At 71.0% G+C, this 21,465-nt stretch carries 19 protein-coding genes and 3 tRNA genes; 13 read left to right on the forward strand and 9 right to left on the reverse strand.

Features of this window, described 5'->3' with window-relative positions:
- The first annotated feature begins 205 nt into the window (after positions 1 to 205).
- The 3 genes from ACIQGV_RS05125 to ACIQGV_RS05135 all read left to right on the forward strand — a co-directional run bounded on the left by ACIQGV_RS05125 (position 206) and on the right by ACIQGV_RS05135 (position 1,383).
- Entirely contained in the window at positions 206 to 571 is a 366-nt protein-coding gene (locus tag ACIQGV_RS05125) for a hypothetical protein (RefSeq protein WP_402490634.1), read from the forward strand.
- Positions 572 to 692: 121 nt separating this feature from the next.
- Positions 693 to 1,319, forward strand: a complete 627-nt coding sequence (locus tag ACIQGV_RS05130; protein ID WP_402490636.1) for a hypothetical protein — start codon at positions 693 to 695, stop codon at positions 1,317 to 1,319.
- Positions 1,310 to 1,383: transfer RNA gene (locus ACIQGV_RS05135), tRNA-Lys, on the forward strand. Before ACIQGV_RS05130 ends, ACIQGV_RS05135 begins: the two co-directional genes overlap by 10 nt.
- Before the next feature lie 76 nt (positions 1,384 to 1,459).
- Here the strand turns inward: ACIQGV_RS05135 and ACIQGV_RS05140 are convergent.
- Positions 1,460 to 2,722, reverse strand: a complete 1,263-nt coding sequence (locus ACIQGV_RS05140) for a M6 family metalloprotease domain-containing protein (protein WP_402490639.1) — start codon at positions 2,720 to 2,722, stop codon at positions 1,460 to 1,462.
- A 379-nt stretch (positions 2,723 to 3,101) separates the two neighbouring features.
- On the opposite strand from ACIQGV_RS05140, the gene ACIQGV_RS05145 reads away from it, so the two are divergent.
- Positions 3,102 to 4,934 (forward strand): putative bifunctional diguanylate cyclase/phosphodiesterase, encoded by a 1,833-nt coding sequence (locus ACIQGV_RS05145; protein WP_402490641.1) that lies wholly within the window; start codon positions 3,102 to 3,104, stop codon positions 4,932 to 4,934.
- Positions 4,935 to 4,968: 34 nt separating this feature from the next.
- Here the strand turns inward: ACIQGV_RS05145 and ACIQGV_RS05150 are convergent, their stop codons facing one another.
- From ACIQGV_RS05150 to ACIQGV_RS05160, 3 genes are all read right to left on the reverse strand, one after another.
- On the reverse strand, positions 4,969 to 6,057 hold the full coding sequence (locus tag ACIQGV_RS05150) for an LLM class flavin-dependent oxidoreductase (RefSeq protein WP_402490644.1): 1,089 nt from the start codon (positions 6,055 to 6,057) through the stop codon (positions 4,969 to 4,971).
- A 118-nt stretch (positions 6,058 to 6,175) separates the two neighbouring features.
- Positions 6,176 to 6,862, reverse strand: coding sequence for a decarboxylase (locus tag ACIQGV_RS05155; RefSeq protein WP_402490647.1), 687 nt, complete (start codon positions 6,860 to 6,862; stop codon positions 6,176 to 6,178).
- A gap of 128 nt (positions 6,863 to 6,990) precedes the next feature.
- Entirely contained in the window at positions 6,991 to 7,752 is a 762-nt protein-coding gene (locus tag ACIQGV_RS05160; protein WP_402490650.1) for a hypothetical protein, read from the reverse strand.
- 95 nt (positions 7,753 to 7,847) lie between these two features.
- On the opposite strand from ACIQGV_RS05160, the gene ehuB reads away from it, so the two are divergent.
- From ehuB to ACIQGV_RS05190, 6 genes are all read left to right on the forward strand, one after another.
- Positions 7,848 to 8,738 (forward strand): ectoine/hydroxyectoine ABC transporter substrate-binding protein EhuB, encoded by an 891-nt coding sequence (gene ehuB, locus ACIQGV_RS05165; protein ID WP_402490652.1) that lies wholly within the window; start codon positions 7,848 to 7,850, stop codon positions 8,736 to 8,738.
- Entirely contained in the window at positions 8,735 to 9,382 is a 648-nt protein-coding gene (gene ehuC / locus ACIQGV_RS05170; protein ID WP_402490654.1) for an ectoine/hydroxyectoine ABC transporter permease subunit EhuC, read from the forward strand. The genes ehuB and ehuC overlap by 4 nt, the downstream gene beginning before the upstream one ends.
- The gene (ehuD, locus tag ACIQGV_RS05175; protein WP_402490657.1) at positions 9,379 to 10,029 is read left to right on the forward strand and encodes an ectoine/hydroxyectoine ABC transporter permease subunit EhuD; all 651 of its coding nucleotides are present in this window, start codon (positions 9,379 to 9,381) and stop codon (positions 10,027 to 10,029) included. The genes ehuC and ehuD overlap by 4 nt, the downstream gene beginning before the upstream one ends.
- The gene (gene ehuA / locus ACIQGV_RS05180) at positions 10,019 to 10,750 is read left to right on the forward strand and encodes an ectoine/hydroxyectoine ABC transporter ATP-binding protein EhuA (protein WP_402490660.1); all 732 of its coding nucleotides are present in this window, start codon (positions 10,019 to 10,021) and stop codon (positions 10,748 to 10,750) included. Before ehuD ends, ehuA begins: the two co-directional genes overlap by 11 nt.
- 196 nt (positions 10,751 to 10,946) lie before the next feature.
- Positions 10,947 to 11,705 (forward strand): IclR family transcriptional regulator, encoded by a 759-nt coding sequence (locus ACIQGV_RS05185; RefSeq protein ID WP_402490663.1) that lies wholly within the window; start codon positions 10,947 to 10,949, stop codon positions 11,703 to 11,705.
- Positions 11,706 to 11,828: 123 nt separating this feature from the next.
- Positions 11,829 to 11,902 (forward strand) — tRNA-Lys (locus tag ACIQGV_RS05190).
- A gap of 59 nt (positions 11,903 to 11,961) precedes the next feature.
- Here ACIQGV_RS05190 and ACIQGV_RS05195 read toward each other — a convergent pair.
- From ACIQGV_RS05195 to ACIQGV_RS05210, 4 genes are all read right to left on the reverse strand, one after another.
- Positions 11,962 to 12,417: a hypothetical protein gene (locus ACIQGV_RS05195; protein ID WP_402490666.1), complete on the reverse strand. Its 456-nt coding sequence runs from the start codon at positions 12,415 to 12,417 to the stop codon at positions 11,962 to 11,964.
- Between the two features lie 106 nt (positions 12,418 to 12,523).
- Positions 12,524 to 13,129, reverse strand: coding sequence for a lytic polysaccharide monooxygenase (locus tag ACIQGV_RS05200; RefSeq protein ID WP_402490668.1), 606 nt, complete (start codon positions 13,127 to 13,129; stop codon positions 12,524 to 12,526).
- A 97-nt stretch (positions 13,130 to 13,226) separates the two neighbouring features.
- Positions 13,227 to 14,330: an SPFH domain-containing protein gene (locus ACIQGV_RS05205; protein WP_402490671.1), complete on the reverse strand. Its 1,104-nt coding sequence runs from the start codon at positions 14,328 to 14,330 to the stop codon at positions 13,227 to 13,229.
- A gap of 127 nt (positions 14,331 to 14,457) precedes the next feature.
- Positions 14,458 to 15,771, reverse strand: a complete 1,314-nt coding sequence (locus ACIQGV_RS05210; protein WP_402490674.1) for a peptidoglycan-binding protein — start codon at positions 15,769 to 15,771, stop codon at positions 14,458 to 14,460.
- A 194-nt stretch (positions 15,772 to 15,965) separates the two neighbouring features.
- Here ACIQGV_RS05210 and ACIQGV_RS05215 point away from each other — a divergent pair.
- From ACIQGV_RS05215 to ACIQGV_RS05225, 3 genes are all read left to right on the forward strand, one after another.
- A tRNA-Lys gene (locus ACIQGV_RS05215) sits at positions 15,966 to 16,039 on the forward strand.
- A 346-nt stretch (positions 16,040 to 16,385) separates the two neighbouring features.
- The gene (locus ACIQGV_RS05220; protein ID WP_402490677.1) at positions 16,386 to 18,326 is read left to right on the forward strand and encodes a glycosyltransferase family 2 protein; all 1,941 of its coding nucleotides are present in this window, start codon (positions 16,386 to 16,388) and stop codon (positions 18,324 to 18,326) included.
- A complete protein-coding gene (locus ACIQGV_RS05225; RefSeq protein ID WP_402490679.1) occupies positions 18,323 to 20,260 on the forward strand; it encodes a galactose oxidase-like domain-containing protein in 1,938 nt (645 codons plus the stop codon). The genes ACIQGV_RS05220 and ACIQGV_RS05225 overlap by 4 nt, the downstream gene beginning before the upstream one ends.
- 58 nt (positions 20,261 to 20,318) lie before the next feature.
- On the opposite strand, the gene ACIQGV_RS05230 is transcribed toward ACIQGV_RS05225, so the two are convergent.
- Positions 20,319 to 21,365 carry a glycoside hydrolase family 6 protein gene (locus tag ACIQGV_RS05230; RefSeq protein WP_402490682.1) on the reverse strand — a complete coding sequence of 349 codons (1,047 nt, stop codon included), beginning with the start codon at positions 21,363 to 21,365 and terminating at the stop codon, positions 20,319 to 20,321.
- Between the last annotated feature and the right edge of the window lie 100 nt (positions 21,366 to 21,465).

A 21,465-nucleotide genomic window follows, 5' to 3' on the forward strand; every position in this document is an offset into this window, starting at 1 on the left:
ACACAGCCCGGACGGCTGGGAGGCCAACCACGCCGTACCGGCCCGCCTCGCGGAACACCGCATCCCCTGGCGCCCCTGAAAGCGCACGGCCCCGCCGCTGCGGTGGGTGAATCCGTCCCCCGAGGGCCCTCTTGCGCCCCCGCGGGACAATGGAGGGTGGTCCGCCCCCAGGCGCGCCATCGGACACGTACGAGGAGGACCTGACATGGCGGAGCCCACGCCGCGCCCCCACGAGCCGCGGCTACGCCCCGCGCCCCTGCTCTTCGAGCCCGCGGAGGCCGCCGGGGACCCGGAGCACTTCTTCGACCTGGAGTCGATCGACGACCCGCGGGCGCTGCTCGCGCGGGCGACGGAGCTGACACAGGCATTCCGTGCGGCGGCCGACCGGGCGATGGAGTTCCAGGCGATCGCGGCGGCCCAGCTGGCCGACCCGCGGCGCTTCGACCGGCTGACGGACGCGGAGATCGCGGAGCGGGCCGAGTGGACCGAGGACTATGCCAAGAAGATGGTCGAGTTCGGCCGGGACCTGCAGCGCGGCGAGAACGGCCTGGGCCGCGCCGAGCAGATCTGAGCCCCGCGCCCGCCTGGCATATGCCAGGCGGGCGGGCAAGATACTCCTCTCCACCCCCGTCTGTCCCGGATTCCGGCAACCCAGGGAAACCGGGTGTTCACACCCGGTACTTGTGGGTGGCATGAGCAGCTTTCGGAACGAACCGCACTCCGGTCTCCTCCCCGAGGGCCACGGCAGCACCGGCCTCACCCCGGACGGGGCCGCCTGGCTCGCCTCGGCAGGAACGTATCCGCGCAGCACGCTCGCGCTCTGGGAGGAGCGCCCGGACACACCCGCGGTCCTGCCCTGCGGCACCGCGTTCGACGTGGTGAGCGCCCCGGCGATGTTCGGCCGCAGGATGCTGGACCGGCTGTGGGACGACGGGCCCGGCTCCGGTCCGGTGGCGGCGTACCGCGGACGCATCCTGCTGTTCGCCGCGCCCGGCACGGCCCAGCGTCTGCCGTCGCTGCTGACGTGGGAGGAGTTCGGCTCCCGCGGCCCGGACGGCCGTACGGCGGCGGTCCCGCCCCTGCTCTGCCACGGCACCGGCGACGCCGTGACGGTCCCCGCGCCCGTCGGCGGCCCCGGTGCCCAGGGCCCGCTCGACTCCCGCTGGCTCGTCGCCCCCGACACCCGGCACCCCTGGCTGCCGGGCCCGGAGGTGCTGCTCTGGGCGGCCGTGCGGGCGGCCCGCGCGGCCGTGCGGATATCGATTTTTCCTCCCGCCGATCAGGATGCTAAGGTCTACGACGTCAGCAGGCGCCGCTAGCTCAGTTGGTTAGAGCAGCTGACTCTTAATCAGCGGGTCCGGGGTTCGAGTCCCTGGCGGCGCACAGCTAACAGGTCGCTGACCTGCAATGAGCACCCTCGGTTCTCCGAGGGTGCTCATTCGTCTGCCCGGCTCCGTTCTCAGGCCGGGACGATCTTCACCGTCCAGGCCCCCGCCGGGGTGCGGCCCTCGACCTCCACCCGGACCCCCTCACCGGGCACGGTGAAGCTCTCGCCGACGCCGACGGGCGCGTCCGCGAGGGGCGGATAGACGGAGTTCTCCCAGCACGCCTCGGTGCGCGGGTGCGCGTCGACCACCTCGACCGGGCCGCTGCCGGACGCGGCCGAGCTGCTCACCCGGTACACCAGCACTCCCGACCGGCAGGCGTCCTCGTCGTTGCCGAGCCGGCCGCGCGCCTCGAAGGCCAGCACGCTGTCCCGCCCGGTGCGCACCACCGCGAGCTTGGTGCCGCGGCCGAGCCCGAAGGACGGCGCCCCGGCGGCTCCGGTCACCGTCACCCCGGGGCCCGCCCCGAGCGGCTCCAGCGTGAGCCGGGCCGGATCGGGGCCGGGCACGCAGACCACCTGGCGCGGATCCAGCCAGCCCAGCTTCCACTTGTGCCAGCCGAAGAGATCCGGGGCGAGTCCGAACTGGCTGCCCATCAGGTCCCAGTCACCCACATGGGTGTCCCAGTCACCCTCGCCGTCGACGGGGCGGTGGTAGAGGTCGGGCAGGTCGAAGACATGCCCGGTCTCATGGGCGAGGACGAGCCGGTCCGGCGGATGCCTCTCGAACACGGTGACGAAGCGGCGGATGTCCGTGCCGTCGGCCCGCAGCGGCACGTTCAGGTTGACCACCTTGGTGGCGTCGGAGTCCACGCCGGGCGCGTCCGGGTCGGCGACGAAGTACACGATGTCGTACGCGGAGAAGTCGACCCGTTCGTCGGCGACGGCGAGGGCGTCGCGCAGGTAGGCGGCCCGGTGGACGGCGTTCCAGTCGCGCCGTATGGCGTACGCGGTGGAGGGGCGGGGCATGGTGAGCCACGTGCGCAGCGGCTTCGGGCGCAGGGTGAACCTGCCGTAGGAGGCGCGCGCGAAGAAGTCGCTGGTGGCGGGGAAATGATCGGCCGTCAGCTGGTCGGGGGTGGTGAGCGGGGCGGAGTCCGGGAAGGACAGGAAGATCAGCACGGCCTTGAGCTCACGGGCCGGCCTCGGATAGACGGCGTTCCAGGTGTCGACCCCTTCGGAGTGATGGACGTCGGTGCGCTCCAGGGCGCACGGGGAGGCCGAGAAGGGCTCGGCGACGGAGGGGGCGCCGATGAGGGAGGTGGCGGCGAGCGCCGACATCGTGGTGAGGACGGCCGCGGTGCTGCGCAGTCGAAGGCGCGGGAACTGACGCGGCACAGGGACCTCCGGATGCGGTTCGGGCACCCCCGCGCCGCGCGGCGCCGGGAAGCGGACTCCACATCCAGCTTGTACGACTTTAATGCTATATGTCCTATTTGCCTGCATCGGACGAGTGAGCAGCCCCTGGCCGCATCGGCGACACCCCCGAACCGCTCACGGTCCGTCACAATCGGTCGGTCGCAGAAGAAACCCGTCCAGCCAGGGCAGAAACGATCCGTCAGAAAGGCGGGTGATATCGCGGTGCACGGGGGACACTGGAGAACGGCTGGAAGGGCCAGAAGGCAGCCTCTATGATCGGCACACTTTCCTGACACTTCCTGCCCGGACAGAGATCGAGCAGAGACCCAGCAGATCGAGTGCACTGCGGGAGCGAGCGGTGAGCGGAACGTCCGAAGGGTCGACACCCGCGGCAGACCTCATCCGGCCGGCCGTCACAGAGAGTGATCACGAAGCATCTCGTCGTACCGGCGCCGAGGCCGTCGGCGCGAGCGACTCCTTCCGGTCCGCGTTCGCCTCGGCCCCGCTGGCGATGGCCGTCGTCGACCGGGACGGACTGGTCGTGAACGCCAACGACGGTTTCGCCGCCCTTTTCGGGACGCCCGCGCGCCCGCCGGCCGGACAGGTCGCCGCCGACCTGGTCGACCTGACCTCCGACGGCCGGACCTGGCACGCCTACCGCGAGGTGCTGCGCGGCCGCCGCGCCCGGCTGCGCTGCACCCGCCGGGTCAAGCACCCCGACGGGCACGCGGTGTGGGTCCAGGTCACGGTGTCGCCGCTGGAGGAGGGCGACGAGGGCGTACTGCTGTCCGTCAGCGACATCAGCGCCCGCCGTGAACTCCAGGCGCGGCTGCGGCACTTGCAGATGCACGACCCGGTCACCCGGCTGCCCAACCGCACCCTGTTCTTCGAGCGCCTGACCGCGGCTCTGGAAGCCGTGCCGGAGGAGCGCGGCGGCACCGGCCGGGTCGGCCTGTGCTACCTGGACCTGGACGGCTTCAAGGCGATCAACGACACCCTCGGCCACCGGGTCGGCGACCGGCTGCTGGCCGCCGTCGCCGAACGCCTCACCCGCTGCGCCGACGAGGCCGGGTACGCCCGCGCGGGCGCTCCCCTGGTCGCCCGGCTCGGCGGCGACGAGTTCGCCCTGCTGGTCGAGGACTCCACCGGCACCGACCAGCTCGCCGACCTCGCCGAGTCCGTGCTCGGCGCCGTGCGTGAGCCGTTCGACCTCTCGGGCCGCCGGCTGTCGGTCAGCGCCTCCGTCGGCGTCGTGGAGCGGCTCGCCGCCGACGCCACGGCGACGGGGCTGATGCAGGCCGCCGACACGACGCTGTACTGGGCCAAGGCCGACGGCAAGGACCGCTGGACGCTGTTCGACCCCGAGCGCAACGCCCACCGCATGACCCGCCAGGCCCTCGCCTCCACCCTGCGCCCCGGCATCGAGCGCGGCGAGTTCCGGCTGGAGTACCAGCCGCTGGTCGGCATGGCGGACGGCCGGCTGCGCGGGGTGGAGGCGCTGGTGCGCTGGGACCACCCGCAGTTCGGCACCCTGACGCCGAATCGGTTCATCGGACTGGCGGAGGAGGACGGCGCGATCGTGCCGCTCGGCCGGTGGGTGCTGGCCACCGCCTGCCGGCAGGCCCGCCGCTGGCAGCTCGAACACCCCGGCGAGGAACCCCTGTTCGTCAGCGTCAACGTCGCCGTCCGCCAGGTGTGGGACTCCGACCTGGTCACGGACGTGCGCCGGATCCTCGCCGAGACCGGGCTCGCCCCGGGACTGCTCCAGATCGAACTGACCGAGTCGGCCGTGATGGGCTCCGCCGGACGTCCTCTCCAGGTCCTCCAGGCCCTGAGCGCCATGGGCGTACGCCTCGCGATCGACGACTTCGGCACCGGCTACTCCAACCTCGCCTATCTCTCCCGGCTCCCGGTGGACGTGCTGAAGCTGGACGGCTCCTTCGTGCGCGGTTTCCAGTACGAGGGCGAGGGCGCACCGCCGAACCCCGCCGACGAGGTGGTCGTCGAGGCGATGATCCAGCTCGCCCACCGGCTCGGGCTGACCGTCACGGCGGAGTGCGTGGAGACGTCGTCGCAGGCCGAGCGGCTGCGGCGGATCGGGTGCGACACCGGCCAGGGGTGGCTGTACTCGCGGCCGGTGCCGCCGGACCGTATCTCCGGGCTGCGGGTGGGGACGTCCTGCGCGGGCTGACCGGTCCGCCGCCCGCGGCCCCGGAGCGGCCCCGCTACGCCGCGGGCAGGCCGTAGGCGTCGGCGATCAGCTCGTAGGAGCGCAGCCTGACCTCGCCGCTGTGGGCGTTGGCGGTGAGCATCAGCTCGTCGGCGCCGGTGCGCTTGTGCAGTTCGTCCAGGCCCGCGCGGACCTCGTCGGCGGTGCCGTGGACGACATTGGCGTTCCAGGAGTCCATGAACTCCCGCTCCAGGGGGCTGAACGCGTACGCCTCCGCCTCCTCCGGTGTCGGCACCAGGCCCGGACGTCCGGTGCGCAGCCGGATCATGTTCAGCGCGGCGGCCCTGACCTGGCGGCGGGCCTCCCGCTCCTCGTCGGCGGCGAGCGCCGAGACACCGATCAGCGCGTACGGCTCGTCGAGCACCGCGGACGGCCGGAACGACTCCCGGTACAGGTCGAGCGCGGGGACGGTGTTCTGCGCCGAGAAGTGGTGGGCGAAGGCGAAGGGCAGCCCGAGCGCTCCGGCCAGCCGGGCGCTGAACCCGGAGGAGCCCAGCAGCCAGACCGGCGGCCGGTGCGGGGACTGCACCCCGCCGGGCGCGGTCGCCTGCACCGGGCCGGGGACCGCGTGGATGCGGCGGTAGGGATGGCCGTCGGGGAAGTCGTCGTCGAGGAACCGGACCAGTTCGGCGAGCTGCTGCGGGAAGTCGTCGGCGCCTTCGTTCAGCGAGTCGGAGCGGCGCAGGGCCGCCGCGGTGGCGCCGTCGGTGCCGGGGGCGCGGCCGAGACCGAGGTCGATCCGGCCGGGGGCCATCGCCTCCAGGGTGCCGAACTGCTCGGCGATGACCAGGGGGGCGTGGTTGGGCAGCATGACGCCGCCGGAGCCGAGCCGGATGCGGCCGGTGTGCGCGGCGAGATGGGCGAGGATCACGGCCGGGGAGGAGGAGGCCACCCCGGGCATGGAGTGGTGCTCGGCGACCCAGTAGCGGTGGAAGCCGCGGGACTCCGTCAGTGTGGCGAGCCGCACGCTGGTGCGCAGGGCGTCGGTGGCGGTGCGGCCGGAGCCGACGGTGACGAGGTCCAGCACGGAGAGGGGGACGGGGGCACTGCCCCGGGTCGTTCCTCGGATCTCGTCCGCCGTCATCGGGAGCCTCCTGCTCGTCGCCGTGTCCTGCTCGGCCGCACCACCGGGCCTCGCCGCCGGTCCTTAACAGGAGACTGTCTCCGTTTATTCCCCCGGGTCCGTCCGGTGCGCGGGGAGCTCAGACCTGGACGACCGGCTCCCTGGTGAACAGGGCGCCCAGCCTCGGCGCGTTCACCCTGCGGTCGGTCAGACGCAGGCCCTCCCACACGGTGACCTGGTGGGCGGTCAGCAGGGGTTTGTCCAGGGAGCGCTCCAGCGCGGGGAGGTGGGCGACCGTGCTGAGGCCGGTGTCCGGGAGGAGGATCGCGTCGGTGCCGGGGGCGTCGGCGGCGCGGGTCAGGGCGAGGAGACGGGCCTCGTCCCCGGCCTCCTCGCCGGCCGCGGCGCCCGCGCTGTGCACGGCCGTCACCTCCAGGCCGCCCGCGCGCAGGAACGCGGCGAACTGCTCGGCGGCCTCGCGCGGACCGGGCGCGGCGACGGCGACCCGGCGGGCCTCGATCTCGGCCGCGGCGTGCACGAAGCCGAAGGGGGTGGAGGAGGCGGGCATGCCCGCAGCCTGCGCCAGGACGCGGATCTCGGCCTGGGCCTCCTCCCGGCGGGGTGTGGTGCCGTCCGCCGGGCCGGCCCACACCAGCGCCTCGGCTCCCGTCAGCCGCAGTTGCTCGACGTCGGCCCTGAGGCGCCCGGAGTCGGCGATGTCCGTGTGCACCACGTCGACCCGGATGTCGCTGCCCAGAAGCTGCTCGATCCGCGGATAGTCGTCCTCGGCCGCCTGGCCCGGGTGGAGGATTCCGAGTGCGGTCATGTCCTGCCTTTCCTGGTGTCCGTCGGGCGTCGGGGCCCGCGCGCCCTCTTGTCGAGCAGCGTCGGACACGGACCCTTCCCCCGGGTACCCAGCAGGCGGAGTGCCGCGCCCGGCATCACCCGGTCGGGTCACAGGAACGGGAACAGGGCCCCGGCCAGGCCCAGCGCGAGACAGCCGAGCGCACAGACCGCGCCGGCCAGGAACTGCAGCGCCACCAGGACCCACCACTGCCGCGCGACCTTGCGGCCGGGGCGCTGCGGGTCGTAGACGACGAGGAGGGTCTCCCCCTTGCGGCCGGAGTAGTGGTGGTGCGGGGCGCCGGCCGCGTCGGTGTAGGCGTGGTGGCCGAGGGCGCGCCCGTCCGCCCCGTAGGCCCGGACGGCCCGGACGGTGATGCCGCGCCGGGCCAGCACCAGCCGGTCGTACAGGGAGGTCAGCAGCGCGAAGGTGCCGAGCAGGCCGAGCAGGAGCGGCAGGCCGGAGACGAACACGAAGAACCAGCTGCCCGGTTCGCGCGAGCCGGCCCACACGGTCCAGCCGGTCCACGGGAGCACGAGGGCCGCGAGCGCACCGGTGACGTAGCGCATCTTCAGCGGCACGCCCGCGGGCTCGGTGACGACCGAGGCGCTGCCGGCCGGGTCCCGCTCCTCGGGCAGGGCGGCGTCGAGCGCACCGAGGAACGCGGCGGTGGCGGTGGGGTTGGGCCCCTCCAGCCGGTGCACGACGCCGTCGGTCAGGACGACCTCGATCGCCGTGGCCCCGTCCGGCCGTGCCTCGCGGACCGCCGCGAGCGGGATCTTCGTGTACGTCCGGTCCCGTTCGACGGTGATCCGGTCGGGGTCGAGACGCGCGCTGGCGTACCCCTTGACGAGGACTTGTGCAGAGGCCATGACCTGATCGACTCGTGTGCCGGGCGCCGGGTTGTACGCGAACGCCCTTGAACTGCCGGGGCATAACTCATGAGACCCCGGGTAGCCGCGCGGCCATGGCTCGTTCACTTGTCTCGACCACCTCACGCCGGTCGCTGCTCGCGGGGGTGGCGGCGCTCGGCGCCCTGGGGGCCGCGGGCTGCTCGCGTGTGGCCTCGGCCTCGGACACCCCGGGGGGTGATCTGCTGGAGCGGCTCAGAGCCCAGGGGGTCGTCCGGCTGGGCATAGCCGGGGAGATCCCCTTCGGATACATCGACACCGACGGCCGGCTGACCGGTGAGGCGCCGGAGCTGGCGAAGGCCGTGTTCAAGCGGCTCGGGGTGGACCGGGTGCAGCCCGTGCCGACCGAGTTCGGATCGCTGATACCCGGGCTGAACTCGCAGCAGTTCGACGTCGTCGCGGCCGGGATGTACGTCAATCCCGAGCGGTGCGAGCAGGTCGTCTTCGCCGATCCCGACTACCAGATGCTCGACTCGTTCATCGTGCGCAAGGGCAATCCGCTGGGCCTGCGCGACTACCGGGACGTCGTCGCCAGGAAGGCCCGGTTCGCCACCGGCACCGGGTACGCCGAGATCGACTACGCCGTCGGGGCGGGGTACGACGAGGGCGACATCCTCGTCGTACCGGACCAGGTCGCCGGCCTGAACGCCGTGGAGGCGGGGCGGGTGGACGTGTTCGCGGGGACGGCCGTCACCGTGCGGGAGGTGGTGAAGAAGTCCCGCAAGGCCGAGGCCACGAAGCCGTTCGCGCCGCTGGTGGACGGAAAGCCCCATGTCGACGGGGGCGCGTTCGCCTTCCGGGCCTCCGAGACCCGGCTGCGCGACGCCTTCAACCGTGAACTGCGCGCGCTGAAGAAGAGCGGCGAACTCCTGCGCATCCTGCGGCCGTTCGGCTTCACCGAGGCCGAGATGACCGACCTGACCGCGAAGGAGCTGTGCGGACCGTGACGCCGGGACTGTGGGAACTCGTGCTCAGGGGCACCTGGACGACGGTCCAGCTGCTGGTGTGCAGCGCGCTGCTGGCCGGTGCCGTCTCCTTCGTGGTGGGGGTCGCCCGCGTCCACCGCCGGTGGGCGGTCCGCTTCCTCGCGGGCTTCTACACCGAGGTGTTCCGCGGCATCTCCGCCCTGCTGATGATCTTCTGGGTGTTCTTCGTGCTGCCCCTCGCCTTCGGCTGGCAGCTGGTCCCGCTGTGGGCGGGCACGCTCGCGCTGGGGCTGACGTACGGGGCGTACGGCGCGGAGATCGTGCGCGGTGCGCTGAACGCGGTCGATCCGGCGCAGGCGGAGGGCGGGATCGCGCTGAGCTTCACGCCCTGGCAGCGGATGCGGCTGATCCTGCTGCCGCAGGCGGTGCCGGAGACGGTGCCGTCGTTCTGCAACCTGCTGGTCGAGCTGCTCAAGGGCACCGCGCTGGTGTCGGTGATGGGCATGGGCGACCTGGCCTTCAGCGGCAACCTGGTCCGTCTCGCGCTCCAGGAGAGCGCGGAGATCTACGGCTATGTCCTGCTGATCTACTTCGTGATCGCTTTCGTGCTCACCCGGCTGATGAAGGGCCTGGAGCGCCGGCTGAAGGCGGGGGTGGCCCGGTGAACTGGGACTGGAACGCCGTACGGGACTTCATGCCGTACTTCTGGGACGGGCTGCTGGTCACGCTGCGGGCGCTCGCGCTCGGCTCGCTGGTGTCGTTCGCGCTGGGGCTGGTGTGGGCGCTGCTGATGCGCACGCCGACCCGGTGGGTGCGCTGGCCGGTGGGTGCGGTGACGGAGTTCGTCCGCAACACCCCGCTGCTGGTGCAGCTGTTCTTCCTCTTCTACGTGCTGCCCGAGTGGGGGCTGGCGTTCTCGGCGCTGACCACCGGCATCCTCGGCATCGGGCTGCACTACTCGACGTACACGATGCAGGTCTACGGAGCCGGTATCGACGCCGTGCCCGCCGGGCAGTGGGAGGCGGCGAAGGCGCTGAGTCTGCCGCGACGGCGGACCTGGACGGCGGTGATCCTGCCGCAGGCGGTCCGCCGGGTGGTGCCCGCGCTCGGCAACTACGTCATCGCGATGCTCAAGGACACTCCGCTGCTGATGACGATCACCGTGCTGGACATGCTGGGCCGGGCGCGGCTGTTCTCGCAGTCGAACTTCCGGTTCACCGAGCCGCTGACCGTGATCGGCGTGGCCTTCGTCCTCATCTCCTACCTCGCCTCCGTCCTTCTGCGCACCCTGGAGCGTCGCCTTGTCCGTTGAGATCAGCAATGTCACCAAGAGGTTCGGCGATCAGACGGTCCTCGACCGGCTGGACCTGACCGTGAAGGCCGGCAGTCACGTCACCCTGATCGGGCCGTCCGGGTCCGGCAAGACCACGATCCTGCGGATGCTGATGACCCTGACCAAGCCCGACGAGGGCACGATCACGGTCGACGGGCAGCGGCTGTACCCCGCGTCCGACAAGGAGTGCCGCGAGGTCCGCAGGAACATCGGGATGGTGTTCCAGCAGTTCAACCTGTTCCCGCACATGAGCGTGCTGCGCAATGTCACCGAGGCGCCGGTCACGGTGCTCGGGCTGTCCCGGGACGAGGCCGAGCGGCGGGCCCGGGAGCTGCTGGAACTGGTCGGGCTCGCCGACAAGGCCGGCGAGAAGCCGGGTCGGCTGTCCGGCGGGCAGCAGCAGCGGGTGGCGATCGCGCGGGCGCTGGCGATGCGGCCGAAGGTGCTGCTGCTGGACGAGGTGACCTCGGCGCTGGACCCTGAGCTGGTCGCGGGCGTGCTGGACGTGCTGCGGGACATCGCGCGCAGCACCGACATCACGATGCTGTGCGTGACCCATGAGATGAGCTTCGCCCGGGACTTCTCCGACCAGGTGCTGATGTTCGACTCGGGGCGGATCGTGGAGTCGGGGCCGCCGGAGAAGATCTTCAGCGACCCGGCTCAGGAGCGGACCCGGGAATTTCTCGGGGCGGTGCTCTGACGACAGGGTGTGAACGCTCGAACACCCCAGGTCTCGACACCAGCTCATGACACGGGCATGTGCCAGAGTGCCGGCGTCCCAGACGGGAGGGCCGCTTTCTCGCCAACAACCGCTCCACATCAGCCGTTTGACGGTTATCGTTGAGTGGGTCCGACCCTCGGACCACGGCCCTAGGAAGCGACCGCAGGGGGAAACCGTGGCGCTGAAGCACGAGCCGACCACGCCGTACCACTCGGCACAGGACGCCCTGCGCGTCCTGGAGACCGTGGCACGGCACACCGCCGGCGTCACCGACGCCGAGCTCGCCCGCGAGACCGGCCTCGGCACGGAGCGCCTGACCAGCCTCCTGCCGATGCTGCGCCGCGAGGGCTATGTCGAGCAGACCTCCGACGGGGTGTACGTCACCGGCGAGGCGCTCGGCCGTCTGGGCTCGGCCCATCATCACGAGGAGGCACTGCGGGACAAGCTCCAGCAGACGCTCGACCGGCTGCGCGACTCGGTCGGCGCCGCCGTCTACATCAGCCGCTACGTCGACGGCGAGGTGAAGGTCACCCAGTACGCCGCGGGCCCGGCCACGCCCGCGGTGAACGAGTGGGTGGACTTCCGCTACTCGGCGCACGCCACCGCGGTCGGCAAGAGCCTGCTGGGCCAGCTCGACCACAACGGCCGGCGTGACCATCTCTCCCGGCACAAGATGGCCCGTCTCACCTCGCGCACGATCACCAGCGACGCGCTGCTGCTGTCCCGGCTGGAGGCCCAGCCCCCGACCGTGCCGGTCCTCGACCTCCAGGAGTACGCGGTGGGCACGGTCTGCGCGGCCGTCCCGATCACCGCGGGCTCCTCGGTCGGATGTCTGGCGCTGTCCCTGCCCGTCGAGCACGCCCACCGCCTGCGCCAGGCCGCCGACACCCTGAACCGGAACGCGGCGCCGGTCCTGCTGTCGCTGGCGATCTAGGACCCTTCCGGCGGGCTCCGGACGTCCTGGACCCGGTCCCGGTGCAGGTGGTCGGAAGCACCGGCCGGGACCAGGTAGTATTTTCCTCGTCGCCGACCGCGGAAAGCGGAAGGCGAGGGTCATGCGCCGCTAGCTCAGTTGGTTAGAGCAGCTGACTCTTAATCAGCGGGTCCGGGGTTCGAGTCCCTGGCGGCGCACGGAGGAAGGGCCTCTCGCGAGAGCGAGGGGCCCTTCCGGCATGTCCGGCGCGACCCGCTCAGCCGGGGAAGTCCTGGAAGACGGTGGCGTAGGTCACCATGAAGCCGACGCAGAACGCGACGATCACCCCGAGGAAGACCAGGGTGCCCACGGCGCCCGCCGCGGCCCTGCCGTGGCGGGGGGCCAGGGCCGTGGCCACCACCTCCGGGCCCTCCGCGTAGCGCACCGTGACGTAGTCGCCCTCGACGGTGGTCCCCGGGCCGCCCTCCTCCTCGAAGCGGACGGTGCGGCCGTCGCGGGCGGTGAACTCGTAGACGTGGTGCAGCGCCGTGCGCACGGAGGTGTCGCCTCCGCCGCCGTACGTGGTCGTGTACGTGCGCAGACAGCGGGCCTCCGCGGTCAGTCCGCTGTTCCAGGCCGCGCCGAGCTGGAGCCAGCGGCGCACCACGCGGGAGGCCATGAAGAGCGCGCCGGCGATCATGACGCCCGGCACCAGAAAGAAAAAGACGTCCATCACGCTTCCCCCTGAAGTCGTGTCGGTGTTCCCCCTGCGCCGCCCTGGTCGGGGCGGCGCAGGAGGAACGTACCCGCGGGGGGAGACGGATTCGCTCAAGCAATGCTCAGAAAGTGACGTCCGAGCAGGCATAGAACGCGTTGCCCGTGTCGGCGATCGTCCACACCGCGAGGATCACGTGCCGACCGCTGAGCCCGGACGGCACCCTTCCGCTGTGCGAGAGCGTGGCCGGAGGCCGCTGACCGCCGTAGGGGACGGTGAAGAACGGGGTGAGGTTGAGGTCGGACCGGGCCAGATTGTGGTTCTGGTTCCAGCCCTGCCTGGTGATGTAGTACTTGAAGTCGGTCGTGGCGTGCATGGCGGTGAACTGCCAGCGGAAGGTGTAGTTCTGGCCGCCGGTGACGCGGGTGGCCGGCCAGGCGGCGCCCGACGGGGTGCGCGGCGAGCTGAGCGGGGCGAACTGGCCCAGGCCCGCGTTGCAGAGGGCTCCGTCGGCGGGGCCCGAGGCCGGGAAGCCCTTCGGGCCCTCGACGCTCTGCGGCTCCCACTGGATCGAGCCGCAGCCGGTCACGGTGCCGTTCTGACAGAGCTTCTGCCGGCTGACGGGGAGGTCGGTGTAGCCGTGACCGCTGGCGCCGCCGGAGGAGAGCACGATCGCTCCGGTGGTGGCGAGCCCCACCGCCGCGGCGTACAACTTGGTCCTTTTTCGCATTCTGCCGCTCCTGGAGAACGTGGGGGAGGTTCAGTGAGCCGTGCAGGTCTAGACCAAGTCTGAGGTTATTGCCGTTAGTTGAACATGTCCATACCAATCACGAGCCTGTTTCCCCGCGCCCCGCGCAGAAGGCGACCGTCAGATCCTTCACCAGCGCCTTGCGCTCGTAGTCGTCCAGCTCGACCAGGCCGCGCATGGTCAGCCGGGTCACCGTGTCCTCGACGGAGTCGACCACCGAGGTGAGCACGGTCGCCCGGTGCCGGGCGTCCAGGGCGGCGATCCTGCGGCGGTGCATCGCCGCGGCCACCTCCGGGGCGTACTCCACCCGCACCGGCTGCACCGAGAACACCTCAAGACCCACCGGCGCAGCCTCCGCCGCCACCAGCCGGGTCAGCCTCTCCCCCGCCGCCGCCACCGGTCCCTCCCCCGGCATCTCCAGCGGCACCCGGACGAGCGCGGCCTCCACGCACTCGCGCAGATAGCCCTCGTGGTCCTCCACCCCCAGCACGGCCCGCGCGGTGTCCCGCACCCGCCACACCACCAGCACGGCCACCCGCAGCGCCACCCCGCTCGCGTCGGCCGCGGGCATCGCCTCACTGCGCCAGTGCCGCAGCCGCACGTCCACCCGGCGGCGCAGCAGCAGCGGGTTCACCCACATCAGGCCGGTGCGCCGGACGGTCCCCCGGTAACGGCCGAACAGGCCCAGCACCGAGGCCCGCCCGGTCCGGCCGCGGGCCAGCCCGCCGAAGCCGAACAGACCGAGGGCGCCGGCCCCGGCGTAGGCGGCCCACTGGACGGGGCCGAGGCCCACCGCCGCGGACGCCGGCAGCCCGAGCGCGGCCGGCGCGGACGCCGGCAGCGAGCCCGCCCACCAGGAGGTGGCCAGGGCGCCCGCCGCACCGCAGGCCCCGGCGAGCACGCCCGCCGCCCCGGGCAGCACCCGGGCCCGCCGTTCCACCAGCTCGGGGTCGACCTGGGGCAGCGTGCGCGCCTTCGCCGGGCCGGGCCGGCGCACCCGGGGCTGCTCGCCGGTCCCCTGGCGGCGGGCCACCACCGCGGGGGCGAGGGGCACCGGGGCGGGGTCCGGCTCGTCACGGAACAGCAGATGGACGGGGATCTCGGTGGTCGACTCGTTCTGGATGAGGCGGACTGGCCTCGGGGGGCCCTCCGGCTCCGGTGTCGGGGAAGTGGTCGTACTCATGCGTGCCTCCAGCCTCCGCGCCAGATACGTCATGACAGTGGGTGGTTCCGCGATCCGCGGGTGCGGGCCGTGCGCGGCCGGCCGTGCGGTTGCCCGCACGACCGGCCCGGACCGGTCCGTGCGCCCTCTAGAGGAACAGGCGCCTCCAGGTCTCCGGGCCCGGGTAGCCGTCCGCCGCCGCGCCCCGCCAGCCCTGGACGCGCTGGAACGCCTCCACCGCGCGGCGGTCGGCCTCGCCCCAGCGGGGGCCCGGGCCGGTCGTGTAGTACCTGCCGAACCCTTTCTTCACCAGGTGCCGGCCGAGCAGCGTGATGCGCTGGTCGACCGCCCCGGGCCGGAACAGCGCCCGGCCGGGGAACGCGGGGACCCCGGGCGAGGAGGGCGCGGGCGGCCCCGCGGCCCCGCCGACGATGTCCCGCCCCTGACCGCCGGCCAGCAGGGCCCAGGTGTGCGACCCCGGCAGGCCGTCCGCCTCCGCGCCGGTCCAGCCCTGGGCCTGCTGGAACGCCTGGGTCGCCCTGCGGTCGGCGTCCGTCCAGCGCGGGCCGGGACCGGCCGTGTAGAAGCGCTTGCCGCCGCGCTCGACCAGCATGCGGCCCAGCTCCGTGACGTGCTTGTTGTTCGCGCCCGGCCCGAAGTACGCCGCTCCCGGGTACGGCTTGCGTGTCTCGGGCTCCGGGACGGGCTCCGGCTCGGAGCCTCCGGTCGAGGCGACAAGCCCTTTGTAGCGGTGGGCGACATACCGGTCGGAGTGACTCCAGTAGGCGTACGGGGTCGCCTGTCTGCGGGCGTGGGGACGGGTCGACTCGTAGGCGATGTAGTAGCTGTGGGTGTAGTCCGTCCAGCCGCCGAAAAGGACGACGTGCGAGCCCGACTGGGGGTTCGCGGGATTGTGGAACAGCAGAATGTCGCCGGGCTGGAGATCCTCCTTGGAAATCCGCTCCCCGTACGTGCCGAGGCTGCCCGTCCATTCGTTGCCCGGCAGGTTCCACGCCATCGACACGAACCCCGAGCAGTCCTGCCGGTAACCGTCGGACCAGTAGGCGGTCATGCTGTACGGCACTTTCGCCGCGACCCATTTCTTCGCCCGGTTGATGATCTCCGCACGGGTGATCGCGGGCGTCCTCGTCCCGGCCGTCTCCTTGGCCGGGACCCCCGCGGGGCCGTGCAGCGGGGCTACCTTGCCCTGCGGGGTATCGGGCTCGTCACCTGCGGGAACGCCGGGGATCCGGGGGGCGTGGGAAGCGGCCGCGGCCGGGAGGGCCTGCCCGGCGCCGAGAGCCGCGGCGGCCACGGCGACCGCGAGCACCCGGCGGGAGGCCGGGTGACCGACCGCCCCGGGACCCGGGGGGAGCAGGCGCCGGACGCGGGTGCAGCCAGGGCAGTCGCAATCGCTCGCGGGATCGAATTCCTCGAAAACCGGAGCCTCCGGAGCCTCCATGCGATTCCCCTCACACTCCAGGTGGAAATGTCCAGTCCTGTGCACAATGACGAGTTTCTCAACTGACTTATGGGTGCGCATGCTGACGGTCCGAATGGTGTACGCGCCCTTTTCCGGCCCCCGCCGGATCCCGGGGCCGCCCGGCATGGTCGGGAGCACCCCGGGAGGTCATGTAGAGTTCTCGATGTCAGCAGGCGCCGCTAGCTCAGTTGGTTAGAGCAGCTGACTCTTAATCAGCGGGTCCGGGGTTCGAGTCCCTGGCGGCGCACAGACACGGAGTAGGCCCCTCGCAGCAGCGGGGGGCCTACTTGCGCTTGGCATCTTGCGATCATGCCGAACGCCGTAGAACCCTGGCAGGCGAGCGGCTGCATGACCGCGCAGGCCGGGGGGACACGCGGAGAACGGTCGCGGTTCGACGGGGAGGGGGCCCCGTTCTCGAACCGATACCGAGGGGGCATCATGCAACCGGAGGGTCGGGGTTCCATGTCTATAGGCTGTGTGCACGACGTGGTGATCTGGCCCACCACGGACACGCCTGTGCAGGTCGAGGGGGACCGTAGACAGGTGAAAGGAACCGACATACACGCGGTGACCTGCGTGTGGGGGGATGACTCATGACGTCGACGCCGACGGGCGCCGGGCGGAACTCCGACCCGTCACAGACCACCCAGCTCAGGGTGCCATCACATCGGACGGGCAACACCGGCGCCTTCCGCCGGATCAAACGGACCCTGCCGAGATACGACTACGAGCACTACAGCCGGCTGTCCGGGCCCCTCACCCAGCCGGACCCGAACAAGCCCTACCGGGTGCAGTACCGCTCCCTGATATCCCAGGAGCCGCACCGCATCCGTGTGGCACTCATGCTGACGGCGGCGCCGGTGCTCTCGCTGGTGCTGCTGTTCTGGCTGCTCCAGCCCGAGCACTGGACCGAACGCGACTACCCGGCCTACGACTTCCTGCCGGCCCTCGACATCGTCATGCTTGTCTCGATCGGCCTGATCGAAACCTTCCGCTGCATGAACGTGGTGTCCAACGCGCACGCCACCCTGGTCGCCCGTGACCCGATCCCGGTGGTTCCCGAGACCGGCACCCGGGTCGCCTTCCTCACCTCCTTCGTGCCCGGCAAGGAGCCGCTGGAGATGGTGACGAAGACCCTGGAGGCGGCCGTCAAGCTGCGCCACCGGGGCCTGATGCACGTCTGGCTGCTCGACGAGGGCGACGACCCCGAGGTCAAGGAGGTGTGCGCCCGGCTCGGCGTGCACCACTTCTCCCGCAAGGGCGTCGCCAAGTGGAACCAGCCCAAGGGCCCGCACCGCGCCAAGACCAAGCACGGCAACTACAACGCCTGGCTGGAAGCGCACGGCGACGACTACGACTTCTTCGCCTCGGTCGACACCGACCACATCCCGCTGCCCAACTACCTGGAGCGGATGCTCGGCTTCTTCCGCGACCCGGACATCGGCTTCGTGATCGGCCCGCAGGTCTACGGCAACTACGACACCTTCGTCACCAAGGCCGCCGAGTCGCAGCAGTTCCTCTTCCACGCGCTGATCCAGCGCGCGGGCAACCGGTACGGCGCCCCGATGTTCGTCGGCACCTCCAACGCGGTGCGGATCAAGGCGCTGAAGCAGATCGGCGGCCTGTACGACTCGATCACCGAGGACATGGCGACCGGCTTCGAGATCCACCGCCACAAGAACCCGGCGACGGGCAACAAGTGGCGCTCGGTCTACACGCCCGACGTGCTGGCCGTCGGTGAGGGACCGAGCGCCTGGACGGACTTCTTCACCCAGCAGATGCGCTGGTCGCGAGGGACGTACGAGACGATCCTCAAGCAGTACTGGAGAGGCTGGGGCACGATGCCCCCCGGCAAGCTCTTCAACTACACGATGATGATCATCTTCTACCCGATCTCGTCCCTGAACTGGATCCTGGCCGCGCTGAGCTGCGCGCTGTTCCTGGGCCTGGGCGCCTCGGGTGTGAACATCGACCCGACCGTGTGGCTGATGCTCTACGGCAACGCCTCCGCGCTCCAGATCGGCCTGTACATCTGGAACCGCCGCCACAACGTCTCGCCGCACGAGCCGGAGGGCTCCGGCGGTGTGGCCGGCATGGTGATGTCCGCGCTGTCGGCGCCGCTGTACGCGAAGGCCCTGATCGACTCCGCGCTGCGCCGCAAGAGCAAGTTCGTGGTGACGCCCAAGGGCGACTCGGCCAGCCCTGACCGCTGGTTCGGCACCTTCCGGTACCACTGGTACTTCATCCTGATCTTCGGGGGCTCGATCGCCGCCGGCTTCGTCTTCGGCCACGCCCACCCCGCGATGATCATCTGGGCGTCCTTCGCCCTGCTGATCACCGCCACGCCGATCTTCGTCTGGCGCTACGAACTGCGCCAGGACAAGAAGAAGCCCGCCGCCGGGACCCCGGCACCGCAGGACGCCGCACCCGCGGCCACGCCCGCGCACGGGACGCCGCACCAGGAGTCGTGGGCCGCCTCGAACGGCGGCAACGACCAGACCATGCAGATCGCCCTTGGGGGACGTAAGGAATGAACGACCGTGCAGGCCGCCGTCGGGCTCGTCGACTTGCGATAGGCACGGCGGTGGTACTCGCGCTGGCCGGGATGAACGGGCCGTGGCTCTACCGCTTCGGCACCGAGAAATACCACCAGTACCAGATCAACAAGCCCGAGTACAAAGCCGCCAACGGCAAGTGGGAGATCGTCGATTTCCCCGAGGAGTACCGGCAGAACACCATCCACGCCGCACTGCTGCGCACCGGCAAGATCCTGCTGGTCGCCGGGTCCGGGAACAACCAGGACAACTTCGACGCGAAGAAGTTCGACACCCGGATCTGGGACCCCGTCAAGGGGACCGTCAAGAAGGTGCCGACGCCGAGCGACCTGTTCTGCACCGGCCACACCCAGCTCGCCAACGGCAATCTGCTGATCGCGGGCGGTACCAAGCGGTACGAGAAGCTCAAGGGCGACGTCACCAAGGCCGGCGGCCTGATGATCGTCCACAACGAGGACCCGGACCAGCCCATCACGCTGCCCGCGGGCACCAAGTTCACCGGCAAGGAGAACGGCAGGACGTTCGTCTCCAAGGACCCGGTGCTGGTGCCGCGTGCGAAGAAGGTCTTCGACCCGGCCACGGGCAAGTTCCTGCGCAACGACCCCGGCCTCGGCCGTATCTACGTCGAGGCGCAGAAGAGCGGCGCCGAGTACGAGACGGGTACGCAGGACAACTACCGCGTGCAGGGGCTCAGCGGGGCCGCCGCGCGCAACACGTACGGCATCGCGCAGAAACTCGCCCTGGACAAGAAGGACTTCCAGGGCATCCGGGACGCCTACGAGTTCGATCCGGTCGCCGAGAAGTACATCAAGGTCGACCCGATGAACGAGGCCCGCTGGTACCCGACGCTCACCACCCTGAGCGACGGGAAGATCCTCAGCGTGTCCGGGCTCGACGACATCGGGCAGCTGGTGCCGGGCAAGAACGAGGTGTTCGACCCGAAGACCAAGAAGTGGACCTACCTGGAGAAGACGCGTCAGTTCCCGACGTATCCGGCGCTGTTCCTGATGCAGAACGGAAAGGTCTTCTACTCCGGTTCGAACGCCGGCTACGGCCCCGACAACGTCGGCCGTGAGCCGGGTGTCTGGGACGTCGACACCAACAAGTTCACCAAGATCCCCGGGCTGAGCGACGCCGACCAGATGGAGACGTCCGGCACGGTGCTGCTGCCTCCGGCGCAGGACGAGAAGTACATGGTGATCGGCGGCGGCGGGGTCGGCGAGTCCAAGAAGTCCAGCAACAGGACGCGGATCGTCGATCTCAGGTCCGGCAGCCCGAAGTTCGAGGACGGGCCGACGCTGGAGAAGGGCACGCGCTATCCGCAGTCGTCGATCCTGCCCAACGACACCGTGCTGGTGTCGGGCGGTTCGGAGGACTACCGCGGACGCGGGGACTCCAACGTCCTCCAGGCCCGGATCTACCACCCGGACAGCAACTCCTTCGTCCAGGTCGCCGACCCGCTGGTGGGGCGCAACTACCACTCCGGGTCGATCCTGCTGCCCGACGGACGGGTGATGTTCTTCGGGTCCGACTCGCTGTACGCCGACAAGGCGAACACCAAGCCGGGCGAGTTCGAGCAGCGGGTGGAGATCTACACGCCGCCGTACCTGTACCAGGGTCCCCGGCCGTCGCTGTCCGGGGGGCCGGAGAGCATCGAGCGGGGCGGGTCGGGGACGTTCACCTCGCAGCACGCCTCCGCGATCAAGAAGATGCGGCTGATCCGGCCCTCGGCGTCCACCCACGTGACCGATGTCGACCAGCGGTCCGTCGCGCTGGACTTCGAGGTGAGCGGTGACAAGGTGACCGTCACCGTGCCGAAGAACCGGAATCTGGTGCAGTCCGGCTGGTACATGGTGTTCGCCGCGGACGACCAGGGCGTGCCGTCGGAGGCGCGATGGGTCCGGATTCCCTGACCGGCGACGACTGCTGATACGGGGAGGTGCGCGGGCGACCGCGCACCTCCCCGTCTCGCTAGGAAGCCGACTTCCCGGCAGCCAGCTTCATCGCGTAGTCGGGCCACCATTCGCCCGCCTTCGGGCCGCCCTTGCACTCGCCGTCGGACTCCCCCGGCCGCTTGACCCACAGATAGGCGTCGACCAGCGGGTCCACCGTCTTGGTGGTCGGGGTCTCGCCCAGGGCGCGGCCCGGCGGGTTGCACCAGCGCTCGGCCTCTTCGCCCTCGGTGTAGGGGCCGTTGCCGTTGCGGCTGGTGTCGATGACGAAGGGCTTGTTCCCGACCTTGGCGGAGAGCTGCTTGCCGTAGGCCAGGGAGTTCTCGGTGGTGTAGAAGTTCGACACGTTCACGGCGAAGCCGTCGGCCTTGTCGATGCCGGCCCACTTCAGGGGCTCGTGGATCTGGTCGGGGTGGCCCCAGCCCGCGTTGCCCGCGTCGAGGTACACCTTCGTCCTCGGCAGGGAACCCAGCTTGCCTATGGCGTACTCCAGGAGGTCGTAGCGCTCCTCGTGGAACTCGTCCGGGGTGCAGCCGTCGACCAGGTGCAGCACCGCGTCGGGCTCCAGGACGACCGTGGTGTCACGGTCCTCCACGCCCTTGGCTATGCCGTCGATCCACGCCCGGTAGGTGTCGCCGTCGGCGGCGCCGCCGCCCGAGTACTGGCCGCAGTCACGGTGCGGGATGTTGTAGAGGACCAGCAGGGCCGTGCGGTCGGCCTTCGCCGCGGCCTCGGTGAAGCCGCGCGCCTGCTCCTCGGGGTTCTCCGGGCTGATCCACTCGCCGGTGGGCTGCTCGGCGATCCTGCGGATCTGCCGGGCCTGCGCCTTCTTGCCGTCCTTCTCGTAGGACGCGACCTGACCGGCGGCCTTGCTGTCCGGGTTGACCCAGAACGGATCGGTCGCCTTGGGCTGCTGGCCGATTTTCGCCGCTGCGGGCTTGCCCTCGGTGTCCCCGCCGTCGCCGTCGCCGGAACAGCCCGCGATCAGCAGCGCCGCCCCCAGCACCGCCGCGGACGCCCGCGCTCCGGGGGCACAACGGAGCCCCGCCCCCCTCTTGCCGTACATCGAACTCCCCCTCGGAGTGCCTGTTGCAAGGCTCAATCCTGACATAGGAGCCGCGAGAGCCACGAGGTCGGCGGCTCCTGTGTCGGTGAGCTGTTACAGC

It is taken from the genome of Streptomyces sp. NPDC093094 (assembly GCF_044754345.1).
In the GTDB taxonomy this organism is placed as follows: domain Bacteria; phylum Actinomycetota; class Actinomycetes; order Streptomycetales; family Streptomycetaceae; genus Streptomyces.